14 protein-coding genes are annotated in these 13943 nt (G+C 49.8%); 5 read left to right on the top strand and 9 right to left on the bottom strand.

The window, feature by feature from the left end:
- Positions 1–166 precede the first annotated feature (166 nt).
- On the top strand, positions 167–1396 hold the full coding sequence (locus tag HU147_RS10330) for a dicarboxylate/amino acid:cation symporter (protein WP_224076149.1): 1230 nt from the start codon (positions 167–169) through the stop codon (positions 1394–1396).
- 45 nt (positions 1397–1441) lie between these two features.
- Here the strand turns inward: HU147_RS10330 and HU147_RS10325 are convergent, their stop codons facing one another.
- Positions 1442–2584, bottom strand: a complete 1143-nt coding sequence (locus tag HU147_RS10325; protein ID WP_224076148.1) for an NADH-dependent flavin oxidoreductase — start codon at positions 2582–2584, stop codon at positions 1442–1444.
- Between the two features lie 382 nt (positions 2585–2966).
- Between HU147_RS10325 and glcT the strand changes: the two genes are divergently transcribed.
- The 3 genes from glcT to HU147_RS10310 all read left to right on the top strand — a co-directional run bounded on the left by glcT (position 2967) and on the right by HU147_RS10310 (position 6938).
- Positions 2967–3809 (top strand): glucose PTS transporter transcription antiterminator GlcT, encoded by an 843-nt coding sequence (glcT, locus tag HU147_RS10320; RefSeq protein ID WP_074509897.1) that lies wholly within the window; start codon positions 2967–2969, stop codon positions 3807–3809.
- 168 nt (positions 3810–3977) lie between these two features.
- Entirely contained in the window at positions 3978–6032 is a 2055-nt protein-coding gene (ptsG, locus tag HU147_RS10315) for a glucose-specific PTS transporter subunit IIBC (RefSeq protein ID WP_224076147.1), read from the top strand.
- A gap of 105 nt (positions 6033–6137) precedes the next feature.
- Positions 6138–6938 carry an endonuclease/exonuclease/phosphatase family protein gene (locus HU147_RS10310; RefSeq protein ID WP_224076146.1) on the top strand — a complete coding sequence of 267 codons (801 nt, stop codon included), beginning with the start codon at positions 6138–6140 and terminating at the stop codon, positions 6936–6938.
- Positions 6939–7076: 138 nt separating this feature from the next.
- Here the strand turns inward: HU147_RS10310 and HU147_RS10305 are convergent, their stop codons facing one another.
- From HU147_RS10305 to HU147_RS10270, 8 genes are all read right to left on the bottom strand, one after another.
- Positions 7077–7361 carry a putative quinol monooxygenase gene (locus HU147_RS10305; RefSeq protein WP_224076145.1) on the bottom strand — a complete coding sequence of 95 codons (285 nt, stop codon included), beginning with the start codon at positions 7359–7361 and terminating at the stop codon, positions 7077–7079.
- Between the two features lie 3 nt (positions 7362–7364).
- A complete protein-coding gene (locus HU147_RS10300; protein ID WP_224076144.1) occupies positions 7365–8042 on the bottom strand; it encodes a type 1 glutamine amidotransferase domain-containing protein in 678 nt (225 codons plus the stop codon).
- 198 nt (positions 8043–8240) lie between these two features.
- Positions 8241–9062 carry a TspO/MBR family protein gene (locus HU147_RS10295; protein ID WP_224076143.1) on the bottom strand — a complete coding sequence of 274 codons (822 nt, stop codon included), beginning with the start codon at positions 9060–9062 and terminating at the stop codon, positions 8241–8243.
- Between the two features lie 42 nt (positions 9063–9104).
- Entirely contained in the window at positions 9105–10094 is a 990-nt protein-coding gene (locus tag HU147_RS10290; protein ID WP_224076142.1) for a YhdH/YhfP family quinone oxidoreductase, read from the bottom strand.
- A 137-nt stretch (positions 10095–10231) separates the two neighbouring features.
- Positions 10232–10990 (bottom strand): aldo/keto reductase, encoded by a 759-nt coding sequence (locus tag HU147_RS10285; protein WP_224076141.1) that lies wholly within the window; start codon positions 10988–10990, stop codon positions 10232–10234.
- A gap of 92 nt (positions 10991–11082) precedes the next feature.
- A complete protein-coding gene (locus HU147_RS10280) occupies positions 11083–11400 on the bottom strand; it encodes a hypothetical protein (RefSeq protein ID WP_224076140.1) in 318 nt (105 codons plus the stop codon).
- A gap of 229 nt (positions 11401–11629) precedes the next feature.
- Positions 11630–12139, bottom strand: coding sequence for a YfiT family bacillithiol transferase (locus HU147_RS10275; protein ID WP_224076139.1), 510 nt, complete (start codon positions 12137–12139; stop codon positions 11630–11632).
- A gap of 96 nt (positions 12140–12235) precedes the next feature.
- Positions 12236–12952, bottom strand: a complete 717-nt coding sequence (locus HU147_RS10270) for a vWA domain-containing protein (protein ID WP_224076138.1) — start codon at positions 12950–12952, stop codon at positions 12236–12238.
- A gap of 244 nt (positions 12953–13196) precedes the next feature.
- On the opposite strand from HU147_RS10270, the gene HU147_RS10265 reads away from it, so the two are divergent.
- Complete coding sequence (locus tag HU147_RS10265) at positions 13197–13841, top strand: peptidoglycan-binding domain-containing protein (RefSeq protein WP_224076137.1); 645 nt, start codon at positions 13197–13199, stop codon at positions 13839–13841.
- Positions 13842–13943 lie beyond the last annotated feature (102 nt).

Genomic DNA, 13943 nt, shown 5'->3' with positions numbered 1-13943 from the left:
GTACAGAATGAATAAAGCTTTCTACCAGCAGTTCATGCATTATTGCATAAAACAAGCTATTTGAGCATTCATTTTGACAAACTTCTTTTCCTAATATAACTTTAGAATTAATCCCTAGTAAACTTATCAACTTTTATTAGAATACATTAAACTTTTGGAGGAAATTATGAAAGCAATTTGGAAAGCCTATTTAGACACATCTTTAATTTTAAAAATCACTATTGCTCTTGTTCTGGGCATTGGGGTCGGGCTCGTTTTCGGAGAAGATGCCACGGCGCTTGCACCGTTTGGCGACCTGCTTCTCAGCTTATTGACGTTCCTGATCATCCCGCTTATTTTGTTTACGCTGATTGTTGGCGTGAACCAGACCCACATCGGCGACCTTGGACGCATGGGCGGCAAAGTGTTCATTTACTACACCTTAAGCTCCGCATTTGCCATCATCGTCGGCCTTGCAGTCGCGAGTATTTTCCAGCCGGGCACCGGCATGCAGCTTGATGGCAGCGAAACTTTTGACGTTCCTGAAAATCCGGGCATTGTCAGTGTTCTTTTGAATATCGTCCCGTCCAATATTTTCACAGCGTTCAGCGAGCTGAATCTGCTTGGCATCATTTTTACGGCGTTCGCCTTCGGAATTGCCATTTCCTATATGCGCAGCTCCCACGAACTCGACGAACTGGGCAACCATCTTTATAAATCCATCGATGCCTTGAACGAAGCGACGCTGCTGATTTTGAAAGTCATTCTTCAATACGTGCCGATCGGGGTATTTGCCATCATGGCAAAAACGGTCGGCAGCCAGGGGTTGGATACGCTCTTTTCTTTAGGCGAGATGATTCTTGTGCTCTATGCCGCGCTTGCGGTACAAATTGTCATCTACACGGTGCTGTTGATCCTATTCAAAATAAAACCGGGCCGCTTCTATAAATATGCACGTACGCCGATGCTTACCGCGTTTGTTACGCAAAGCAGCTCGGGCACCCTGCCGCTGACCTTGACCGCGGCGAAAAATCTCGGCTTGTCGAAAAGCCTTTACGGCTTCAGCATTCCGCTTGGGGCAACGATCAATATGGACGGCGCAGCGATTCGGATCGCCGTTTCCGCGGTGTTCGCTGCCAATTTGGTCGGCGATCCGCTAAGCCTTTCGGATATGCTGATGGTGGTACTCGTCGGAACGCTTGCGTCCATCGGAACGGCAGGCATTCCTGGAGCCGGCATTGTCATGATTGCAACCGTCTTTGTCCAGCTCGGCTTGCCAATCGAAGCCGTGGCGCTGCTCACAGCGATTGATGCGCTCGTCGGAATGGGCTGCACCGCATTAAACGTGACCGGCGATTTGGTCGGCACGGCTTTGATCGATGAAAATGAAAAGAACCGAAAAACAGCAAAAGCATAACAAAAAAGCTCCTTGGCCAAAATGGCCAAGGAGCTTTTCACAATCTTATTCAGCGTTAACGTTTTCCGGTTCTTCGATCACCACCATTTTGTACGTAGACATCAAGCTCCAAAGCGGTCCTGGAATGTCGAGCTTGCCGATCATTTCATGCGGAATGGTTTCGTTGATGTCGTCTTCTTTACCTTGTTTCACTTTTTCGGCCCATTCCGGATCGACCAGCACTTGGCGTCCCATTACGACGATGTCGGCGCCTTCTTCGAGCGCTGCGACGGCGTGCTCCGGTTTTGTAACACTTCCGACAACCACAAACGCTACACGTCCGGCAATTTGCTTGGACAGGATCTCAACGATGCTGCCTTCTGTTTCTTCGTTATGCGGGCGCTTTTTGAAATCCATCAGCGAGACGTGAAGGTAATGGACGCCGCCTTCGATCAAGTTCTCTGTCAGGATTTTTGTTTCTTCAATCGTATAGCCGATGCCCAGCTCGCCGTATTCTTCCGGCGACAGGCGGTAGCCGATGATGAATTCGTCGTTGGCGTATTCCGCTGCCACACGCTTCACTTCGGCAAGAACCGCAAGCGGGAACTTCATGCGGTTTTCCAAGCTGCCGCCCCACTCGTCTCCCCGGAGGTTCGTCACTTCCGATACGAACTGCTGGATCAGGTACGTGTTGGCGCCGTGGATTTCCACTCCGTCAAAACCGGCTGCAATCGCGCGGCGCGTCGTTTCGCCGAAGTCGCGGATGATCGCTGTGATTTCTTCTCCTGTCAGTGCACGCGGTGCCGGCTTTTCAGCAGAACCTCCGACAGCACTCGGTGCCACGGTTTCGTTTGCCGCGATCAATTGCGGCTGCCCTTGGCGTCCGCCGTGCTGCATTTGCAGGATTGCTTTGTTGCCATTTGCTTTCATCGCTGTCGCTAGCTGCGTCAAACGCGGCATGACGTCTTCATCGAATGCCACGAATTGCCCCGGGAACGCGATGCCGTTTTCCGAAACTGCGATACACGCGGAGATGAACAAGCTGCCGATGTTCGAGCGGCGGCGGTAGTAAACCAGTTCTTCGTCCGATACCGTGCCGTCCGGATTTCCGGAGTATGTAGTCATGGGCGCAACGCCTAACCGGTCGTTTAATACGACACCGTTCGGCAAGGTGATTTCTTCGAATAATGCTTTATATTGTGGATTCATAGTAATTAATTCCTCTTTTCTTTTATTGGGTCATTTATCCAAATTAGCATAAGCTCCCAGTGACTACAAGAATTCTAGCTCGGCTTGGAAAACGGTGAAAGTTGATGGGGATAAAGTATACGCACTTAAGCTCATCATAATGGTTCTCCCCGCCGCCTCCATCCCTTACAATGGAATAAGAGAGGCCGGACAGAAGGCGGAATTCAGCCGGCTAATGTAAAATGAAGATAAACAGACGGAAGATCGAATGCTGCTTACAGGAGATCAGCGAAAAAGAAGCCGCAGTAATGGCGTAAGCACTGGCCCTTACAGCCCAACATGTCCTGAAAAAAGATCAGTCTTTTTGCAACAGAGAGCGAGGTTCACTTGAATGGAAGATAAAATGGAGCAATTATTGACTATCGAAAAAGTATTGAATAATAATGTGGTGATTGCCCGCCACGATGCTTATAAAGAAGTCGTATTGATCGGAAACGGCCTTGGCTTTAACCGGAAAAAAGGAGACGTCATTTCGTTTGGCCATGCCGACAAAACCTTCCTGCTGCAGGATGAGGCGGAAAAAGAACAATACGTCAACCTGATTCCGCATATTGATGAAGACCTGATTGCTTCCATCAATGAATGGCTGGTGTTCATCGAGGAGAACATGGGCAAAAAGCTCAACGAACACATTCATGTGGCCTTGACCGATCACTTGTCTTTCGCCATTACACGGGCAAAGAAAAACATCCAGTTCTCCAATCCGTTCCTGCTGGAGATTGAAACGCTGTACCCCAAAGAATACCGGGTGGCAAAAGACGTGGTAAAAGAAGTGGAAACCCGTATGGGCGTCGTGTTTCCTGAAGGGGAAATCGGTTTTATCGCCCTCCATATCCATAGTGCGGTGACCGACAAAGCCTTGCGCGATATCAACCGGGACCACGCACTCATCTCCCGGCTGACGGAACTGATCCAAAGTGAATTGAAAGTCGACCTGGTCAAAGACAACGTCAATTACCACCGCTTAATCCAGCATCTGCACCGGGCAATCGACCGCGTCCATCAAGGCGAAGCGCTTGGCGAAGAAAATAAACTCCAAGAGGTGTTGAAAGCCGAATACCCCGTATGCTATAATCTGGCTTGGAAGCTGATAAAAGTTATGCAAAACCAATTGAACAAGCCCGTAGACGAAGCGGAAGTGCTTTATCTGACGATTCATCTGCAGCGCTTGACCCACCCAAACTAATTCATACGTGTTACTGATTCGATCAGGCATGAGTATGAAAAGGTGCAACGGTTAATCCAAGGGGGACCTCCCTCTTTTTACCCGTGCCTTTTCTGCTCATGCCTTTTTTTGTGGTTGAATTGCCATCCCGCTTTATCCGCTCTACCCATTCAATAAGGAGGAATTATAATGTCTTTTAATTTATTCGGTACACTTCAAAAAGTCGGAAAGGCATTGATGCTGCCTGTGGCACTTTTGCCTGCAGCCGGAATTTTGCTGGCTTTCGGCACAAGCTTTTCACAAGACACATTTGTGGAAGCGGTCCCATTCTTCGGTGCTTCCTGGATCCAGTCCCTGCTCTACGTTATGGCGGAAGCCGGCGGTGTGGTTTTTGACAATTTGCCGCTGCTCTTTGCAGTCGGCGTCGCAATCGGCCTTGCCGGCGGTGACGGTGTCGCAGGGCTCGCTGCCATCATCGGCTACCTGATCATGAACGTCACGATGAAAGCGTTCGGCGGCATTACTGCGGTGATGACGACGGACCCGGCATACGCCATGGTCCTAGGAATTCCCACATTGCAGACCGGCGTATTTGGCGGAATCATTGTCGGGATTCTGGCAGCCGCCATGTACAATAAATTCTTCAATATCAACTTGCCGCAATTTCTCGGCTTTTTTGCAGGAAAGCGTTTTGTTCCGATTATCACGGCGTTCTCCGCTTTGCTTCTCGGCATCGCCATGTTCCTGGTATGGCCGTTCGCACAGAATGGCTTGAATGCACTGTCCCACTTCATGCTGGAAACCAACCGCACGCTCGCTGCCTTTGTTTTCGGGGTGATTGAACGGGCGTTGATTCCTTTTGGGCTGCACCACATCTTTTATTCGCCGTTCTGGTTTGAGTTCGGCTCTTACACAAACGCTGCAGGCGAAATCATCCGCGGCGACCAGCGCATCTTCTTTGAGCAGCTGCGGGACGGTGTGGATTTCACAGCCGGCACGTTCATGACCGGGAAATTCCCGTTCATGATGTTCGGCCTTCCGGCAGCGGCGCTTGCCATTTACCACTGCGCACGTCCGGAACGCAAAAAAGTGGTTGGCGGCATCATGGCGTCAGCCGCTCTGACTTCTTTTTTGACAGGCATCACCGAACCGCTTGAATTTGCGTTTTTATTTGTTGCACCGGTCTTGTTCGGAATCCACGCGATATTCGCCGGGCTCTCTTTCATGACCATGCATTTGCTTGATGTGAAAATCGGCATGACCTTCTCCGGCGGCCTGATCGACTTCCTGCTCTTCGGCGTCATGCCGGGCAGAACGGAATGGTTCTGGGTCATTGTCGTGGGTATATTCTTTGCGGTCATCTACTATTTCGGATTCCGCTTTGCCATCCAGAAGTTCAATTTGATGACACCTGGCCGTGAAGACGAAGAAGAAGACGAAGAAAGCGGAGAAGCTGTCGGCGACTTGCCGTACGAAATCCTGGAAGCGATGGGCGGACAGGCGAACATCACCCATCTGGATGCCTGCATCACACGCCTGCGCGTCAGTGTAGAGAACAAAGGCCAGGTCGATAAGAACCGCTTGAAAAAGCTCGGGGCTTCCGGCGTCATGGAAGTCGGCAACAACATCCAGGCGATTTTCGGCCCTGTCTCGGATAACCTGCGCGGACAAATGCAGGATATCATCAACGGCAAAACGCCGCGCACAAAAACAGCTGCATCCAATGTGATCAACCAGGCAAAAGACGGTGGAGACGTACCCGTCCGCTTGGACACGCTCGATTTCTCAAGCCCGATTACGGGAGACATCCTGCCGATCACTGATGTGCCGGACCAGGTATTTTCCGGCCGCATGGTGGGAGATGGGTTTGCGATCAGACCTTCAGAAGGCAAAGTCGTTTCCCCCGTGAACGGTGAAATCGTGACGTTGTTCCCGACGAAACACGCAATCGGCATTAAAGCGGATGACGGCACGGAACTCTTGATCCATATCGGCATTGACACCGTCCACCTTAAAGGCGAAGGCTTCACGTCCCGTGTGGAACAAGGTGATTTGGTTGAACAAGGGCAATTGCTGATGGAAATGGACCTTGCCTATATCGGGGAACATGCACCGTCCATCATCACGCCGATTGTCTTCACGAACCTTCAAGAAGGCCAATCCGTGAAGATCAAAGCATCCGGCCATGTTGAGGCAAACTCCAAAGACATCGTTGAAATCACTGGCGGAACCGAAGAAATTTAAAGCAATTTAACAACTCCAAAGCCGGATCAGCGCGAATCTATTCGTATCGATCCGGCTTTTTCAGTAAGAAACTCACCGATCAAAATGATTTGGAGGATGACAAGCATGAAACTACTAACATTGAATGCCCATGCCTGGCATGAAGAAAACCAGCTGGAGAAGATCCGCCACTTGGCGGCAGCCATCCAGGAAAACAATTATGACGTAATCGCGCTGCAGGAAGTCAATCAGTCGCTCGGCAAAGAATCGGAAGAACACATTGTAGAACCCGACAATTACGCATTGGTGCTGCTTCAGGAAATGGAAAAGCTCGGCGTGACCGGCTATACGATGGTCTGGGGCTTTTCCCATCTCGTGTATGGCAAGTATGAAGAAGGCCTGGTGATCCTGACGCGCCATCCGGTCATTGAAGAGCATTCGTTCTTCGTCAGCCAAGACACCAACATGCATTCCCATAGTACCCGTAAAATTGTCGGAGCCACCATCCGCTTCGATGGCCGGCCGTTCACCTTCTACTCCTGCCACACCGGCTGGTGGCATGACCCGGAAGAACCGTTCAAATATCAAGCCGACCAGCTGCTTCAGCACATCCGAAAAGATGTGCCGGTTTTCCTGCTGGGCGATTTCAACAACAACGCCGCACTTAAAGGCGAAGGCTATGCGTACTTGATGGAACACGGTTTGTACGACACCTATACACTGGCGGAAGAAAAAGACGACGGCATCACCGTGAAAGGGAAAATCACCGGCTGGAGCGAGAACAAGGAAGACCTTCGGATCGATCTGATTCTGTCTACGGAAGCTGTACGCGTCAAGTCGTCGCGCGTCATTTTTAATGGGAGCCATAAGCCGGTGATATCGGATCATTTCGGGGTGGAAGTGGAATTGAAGGATGGAATCAACTAACCAATTAAAAAGCTTGTCCCATCAGTTTCATAGACGGGACAAGCTTTTTTTCATTACAGAAAAGAAATACAGACCGTTGCAATAAATTTCGCAACGGCCTGTATTTGGATTTGTAAAACTGAGTAACCTGCTACCTAGTCAGATAGCTTTCAGCTTAAATACTTCCCGCTTTGAAACCAGATCCGCCGTGTTCGTGCGGTATTCCTCGTAATGGCTGGAGCCGGCATGGCTCTCCAAAGCAGTTTGATCTTTCCATGTTTCATGAAGGACGAATGTGCCGTCTTCGCTGGATTGATGGAGATCGTATTTCATGCAGCCCGCTTCTTTCCGTGAAGATTCCTGGACTTTGAGCAATTCCGCCAATAATTGGTTTTCCATGTGTTCCTTAGGCTTCAGGATCGCGGTAATCAGGATAGGTTCCATCTCTTAGTTCTCCTGCTTGTTTCGTTTATCGAACGCTTTAACCAATTCTTCGGCTAAAGCTTCAGAAGAAAACGGATCGCGTCCGGTCACCAATTGGTCATTGCCCCATACCACTTTTTCCTCAGCGCTATAATTGGCTACTTCGTTCATTTTTCCTTCCAGACTGAAAGGCAGGATAGCCGGAAGCCCTTCCGGTTCAACCGCTTCCGGATAACCGGTTACGTTCAAGCCCTCGATGATGCTCTTGCCGTCCGGACGCTTTGTCCAGATCAACGGCGCCGGTCCGTGGCAGACGGCCGAAACGATGTTCCCGTTGTCGTAAACGGCATTGATGATTTGATGCAGCGTTTCATTTTCTGCCAGGTCATACATTGCGCCGTGGCCGCCAACGATGAACACTGCGTCATAGTCTTCTGCGTTTACATCCGAGAGTTTTTTTGTGTTGTCCGCTAACCCGGATTCATACATTTTTTTGTATTTGCCTTCCGGGTCATAGTCTTCACTGATACTGGCCTGGTCCAGCGTCGGTTTGCCGCCTTTTGGTGAAGCCAGATCCAATTGATGACCCGCTTTTTCCAATATCTCCATCGGCGCAAACAGTTCTTCTGCCCACCAGCCGGTTTCGTAGTTGTTTTCTGTATCCGTGTGTCCGCTTGATAGCACTGCTAATACTTTTGCCATGTTCAATTTCCTCCTCTGATTTATACATCGTTCTGAAACTAGTATTTCCCGAATGATTTCCCGACTAAACAAACTGATAAGGTAGACAATTCAATTTCTCCAGAGCAGTTTCACTCCAGCTTTTCTGCGCTTCATTTTTGAACAGTAAAAAACAGCCACACAAGCTCTTTGAAGGAAGCTTGTGCGGCTGCTTTTATATCAAGAACGCCCTTCTCCCGTATGTTTATAGAAAAGTGCATTCCCGTTCTTAATAAATCTCCACACCGCAGCGATCAAAAAGATGACGATGCCGGCAATCAGAAGCCCTTGGATGGCTGTCGCCAGCTCGGGGTCGACCCGGCCGCTTCGATACGAACCGTAGATTCCAAAGAACGCCCATGCCAAAGGCAGCGGGTAGGCAGCGTTTTTGTAACGCGAGATGTAAATAAGCACAAACGCGATGGCCACCACCAGGATGATCAGCGTCCACACCGAATAGGAAATGCCGAAGCCGTTCCAGTCGAGCTGCACCAATAGCAACGAGGTATTGACGACAGTCGCGATGGTCACCCATGCACAGTAAAGCGTGAAGCTGAGCCCGGCCAAAGTCGCCGGCACTTCAAAGCGGTGCGTATAGATTTTCCCGATGATCAGGAGCAAGGAGAACAGCAGGCCGATGATCAAAAGCGTCGAGATGAAGAGTTGCTCATACGAGAACGCGACGATCCAGGCCATGTTGAATACCGAACTTAAGATAAACCACGGCGAGATCAACAGGACGAGCTTGCTGACTCCCGCGTCTTTCCGTTTGATCAACAAATAAACCAGCGTAATCAGCACCAGACTATAAATGACGCCCCAAATCGAAAACGTAAAAGGCGCCGGGGAGATCAGTGTCATGTACTGGTCGGAGATGTCCCCTTGGCTTTGTCCGTTGAAAAACCCGGAAGAGCCGAGGTAATTGACGCCGAGCGTCAAAAAATAAAAAACCAGATTTAATATTGTAAGCAGCGTTACTTTTTTCAGCGTGCTGTCATTCATGGTGACCTCATCCTTTCCTTATTTTTTGTTGCCCAAAGCTTTTCATTGGCATTTTACAATCGTCCGTCCGAGATGCTGTCCGTTCTTGATGGCATCAATGGTGCCTGGCACTTCTTGGAGCGAAATCTCGTCTACCAACGTCGTTCCGGCAATGTTCCAGTCTTTCGCCATTTTCGCCCAAATTGCTGGGCGCTTGTCGATCGGCACATTGACCGAATCAATGCCGAGCAAATTGACGCCTCGCAGGATAAACGGCAAGACAGTCGCTTTCAGCTCAACACCGGCTGCCATGCCGCACATACTCATGCTGCCGCCGTAGGAAAGCTGCGGGATCAACACGGAAGTGATGTCCCCGCCGACCGTATCCAGGATATAATCGAATTTCTCTTTATTCAACGGTTTTTTCAATTCGCCCAAGTCGTCCGGGAAAATGACCGCATGCGCGCCGAGAGATTTCGCCACTTCTTCTTGATGGTCTTTGCGGACCAATGCCGTGATGTTCCCGTAGCCGATTTTTTCAAGCAGCTGCAGCGCAACGCTTCCGACGCCGCCGGTCGAACCGGTCACCAGGATTTTCGGCTCGTTTTTCGGATCCATGCCGTTTTTCTCCAATGCCAGGATGGACAAGGCTGCTGTGAATCCGGCAGTTCCAAAGACCATGGCGTCCCGCAGGCTCAAACCTTCCGGCAATGCGACCACCCAGTCTGCTGGCACGCGTGCATATTCGGAAAAGCCGCCGGTATGGCTCATGCCCATTTCAAATCCGGTGACGATGACTTCCTGCCCTTTTTGGAAACGGGAATCGGCCGACTCGACCACCGTACCGCTCAAATCGATGCCGGGAATCATCGGATAGTTCCGGATGACGCCGCCTTTTTTCTGCACCGCCAACATGTCTTTGTAGTTGATCGACGAATACGCCACTTGGATGGTGACTTCCCCTTCTGACAATTGGTCCTCGCCTATTTGTTCCACGCCGTAAACCACTTCGTCTTCCTGCTCTTTCACAACAATCGCTTTAAAATTATTCATGTTTTAACCCCTCCTCTCCCTTCTCTTCCCTTATTGGCTTTGCGGCAAAACTGTTTTCCAGCAAAACCCTGCCAAAAGGGAATAAAAAACACACCCGCCAGTGTCTTGCGACGGGTGTGCTGATGCATGTGCTTATCTTAAAACTCTTCATGAGTCGCTGGGTCCATATCAAACAATCTGCCATCCGGACGTGTCAAAGCAGCGATTTCAGCCATTTCATTTTCGTTTAAAACGAAATCAAAAATCTCCAGGTTTTCCCGTTGCCGCTCGGGCGAAGTGGATCTCGGAATCGATACAGAGCCGATCTGGTACTGCCAGCGCAGCACAATTTGGGGAACCGTCTTGTTGTGGTTTCCAGCGATTTTTTGGACCGTTTCATTCGACAGAATATCCGCAGCCCGGGCAATCGGACTCCATGACTGAGTTTGGATATTGTGTTTCTGGTGAAAGTTCCGTTGTTCTTCCTGATTGAAGAACGGATGCAGTTCCACCTGGTTCAGACTCGGCGTGACTCCGGTCTCCCCGATGATGCGCTCCAAGTGTTCCGGCAGGAAGTTGCTGACGCCAATCGAGCGGACGAGCCCCCATTTCTGCGCATCAATCAAGGCTTGCCACGCTTCCACGTATTGGTCCTGATTCGGAAGCGGCCAGTGGATCACATACAGATCAAAATAATCCAGGTTTGAACGGTACAAGGATTCCTGAATCGCCACTACGGCTTTCTCGTAATTGTGGTAGCGGCCCGGCAGTTTGGACGTCACCCAGATGTCTTCACGCGAAATGCCGCTGCTGACGGCGTTCGCCCCGGCATTGCCCCAAAGCCCGTATGTACCAAGTCCGGTAACCGGCAGCACCGTTCCATCATTCAACGTCCATTCTGGTATTGCTCCTTCCATTCCCAACCACTCCTCTCGTTTCTGCTTTAAGCGTACGCTTCCTTGATTCCAAACTCAATCGATTCAATCCCTTGCATCTGTATCGGCATTTTCTAGGAATGGCTCTTTTCTGCTTTGCTGTAAGATTCGTAAGCATAGTAGCCGGCCAGCATCCCAATTCCAGCGCCGAGCGGAATGGCCAGGCACATGGAAACGGAGAACAAGAGACTGATCAGCACTCCGCCTCCGATTCCAACAATCATGCCGAGCGGAATCAAGCTGTCCAACAGCGTTTGAGCTTCTGTTGTTTCTTTCTTGCCGAGCGTGCCTCGCTTCTGTTTCGCTTTCAGCCGACTGATTACAAATAAAGCAATCGCTCCTACAATAACAATTGGCAAAACGATGCGGATGATGTCTATGACCGGATCCATCTAAAAAACTCCCTTCCTGAGCGTTTCTCCAGGACCACAACTAACCAATGCAGATTTGCCTAATCAAACCATGGAATTTCTCGATTTGATGAGCTGACACCGATGGTATTATATACAAGTTCCTATTCCCCTTTTTTGGTAAAAAAAATCCGCTCTATCATTAAATAGAACGGATTTTGTCTAAAGATTAAAGTTTATTTTAACTTTGACTTCGATAAGCTAGTGCTCATCACTTCGCTAAGGCGATTTTGATATGCTCCAGATGATGCTCTTCGTGCCAGCACAGTTTGGCGAGTTTGGTCGCAACGCTGATTTCGCCGTTCGTCTCGTGGGTGAAAACGCGCGTCAATTGCTCGTCCGTCACGCGCTTCCCAATCGCAACGATGCGTTCATTCAAGCCTTCCAAAATGCGGACCGAGCTTTCCACCGGCAAGTCGTTGTCCGGCAGCTCTGCCCATTTTTCCTGGTCAAAAGCCGGGACCGTCGGATTGTCATCCGTTAACGCCAGTCTAAGGCGCTGATACATCGTCAGCTGCGAATCAGCGATATGATGCACCAGCTGGCGCACCGTCCAGCTGCCTTCCCGGTACTTTTTGCCGAGCTGCTCATCGTCCAGTCCATCGACCGCTTCTCTTAAGCGCGCCGTGTAGCTGCTGATCTTCCCGAGCCATTCTTGCACATGTTCAGTTGTTACGTGTTCAGGAACTTCTAATTTTCCAATGGGGAATTGCACATCCATTTGTCCAACCTCTTTCCTTAGCCGTATTTGTAAAACATTGCATTCACGCTCAATATACCAATGGGGTGACGTTTTGTAAACTGAAGGCCTGAGAGCTTACTTCAAAATCCCTTTTCCTTTCGCTTCCTTCAGCCACATCGGAAATTCATTCAACAGCTGGTCGTACAATTCCGCGTCTGATACTTGGCTGATGTCGTCGAGATGGAAGAAATTCGCGTTGTCGACGACGCGCCCTTCCATCGTATCAAGTCTCCGCAGGACATCAAAATTCGAGTCGCCGATGCCGACAAACTGCCAGAAAATCGGCTGGTTTGAAGATTCGACGATGAATTTCTTGATGCCCGGTTTGCATCCGCCGTCATTGATGAAGACAAGGAACACCGGCTCACCGCTCGGGTCTTGTTTCGTGTACTTGCGGATCACGTCTTCCATCACTTTCGGCTCATCGTTGCGGCCGAATTTGTGGACGCCCGAGTTTGACAGGATGTTCTTTTCCACATAGCCCATGAATGTTGCCTCGGTCGCTGCCGGCAGCCGTGAGAATTCGTTGTCGTAAACCCAAACATCCAACTCGCCGTCATCATCAAACTGGCTCGCGACTGCCAGCACGCGCTCCACCACGTCCTGTACGACGCCTTCGTTGTACAATTTCCGCATCGAACCTGAAATATCCAGCACAATGCCGACTCTGGCCGAAACGCCCGTCAGCTTTTTCTTCTCCAACACAATCGTTGCCGTCTTTTTCTTCAATGAAATGCCGCTTAAATCCGCTGTTTTTTCCGGCTTTTTTAAAAATTTATCAAATAAACCCAAAACCTTCGCCCCCTGTATGCTTCTTTTTCTAAAGTATACCTTCACGGCGGTCACAATGACAGCAGTTCCCTATAAATGTAAAGTATTAGAAATAACAATTGCCTCCATAGTTGGTAAGCCGTCTCCTTTTTCGGCTGTCCAAAAAAGCGGTAATTTTGATGGATTTTATTTTTCTGCCCAGCTGTTTCATGTAGCCAAAAACTGGGTACACAGGGGGCAACTACAAATTCAGGAGGAATCAGCCGTGAAGAAAAAATGGGTTCCCATGTTGCTGGTATTCGGGTTATTGCTTGCCTCTCCCTTCTCCTCTCAGCCGGTGGAAGCTGTAAGCCATGCAACTGCAGTCAAGGAAGACAAGCTGCCAGCCAATCTTGCGAAGCTCATGACCGTCGCCCCGGAACATCAGTACACGCTGCGCAAAGGAAGCACACGGATTGAAGTGAAACTCCTCCAATGGACATTGAACCAGTACGGATTAAAAACAGCGGTCGATGGCGTATTTGGCGCTGCGACCGACAAGAATGTCCGGCAGTACCAGAAAGATAAAGGCTTGAAAGTCGATGGCATCGTCGGCGTGAATACGTGGGTCGCCATCTACGCAGAGCATAAAAAACCAACAGATCCAGACGGGGAACTTCCGACCGAACTCAGAAACTTGATGGACATTGCACCGGAGCATCAGTTCATCATGCGCGAAGGAAGCAACCGCATGGAAGTGCTGCTTCTCCAATGGACATTGAACGAGTACGGATTAAAAACAGCGGTTGATGGGGTCTTTGGAGCCGAGACCAACAGAAATGTCCGGCAGTACCAGAGGGACAAAGGCTTGAAAGTGGACGGCATTGTCGGCGTGAATACATGGGTCGCGATATACGCGGAATATCAGTAGAACTTGTTAATGGAAGAAACTCTCTTAAATTTATATGCGACGCCTGCCATAAAAAATGCCCACCCGAAAATGGATGGGCATTTTCCCATGTTTTTTTGGACT

This window comes from Planococcus chinensis (assembly GCF_020071995.1).
In the GTDB taxonomy this organism is placed as follows: domain Bacteria; phylum Bacillota; class Bacilli; order Bacillales_A; family Planococcaceae; genus Planococcus; species Planococcus chinensis_A.
This window is presented reverse-complemented; position numbering and strand designations above follow the sequence as displayed.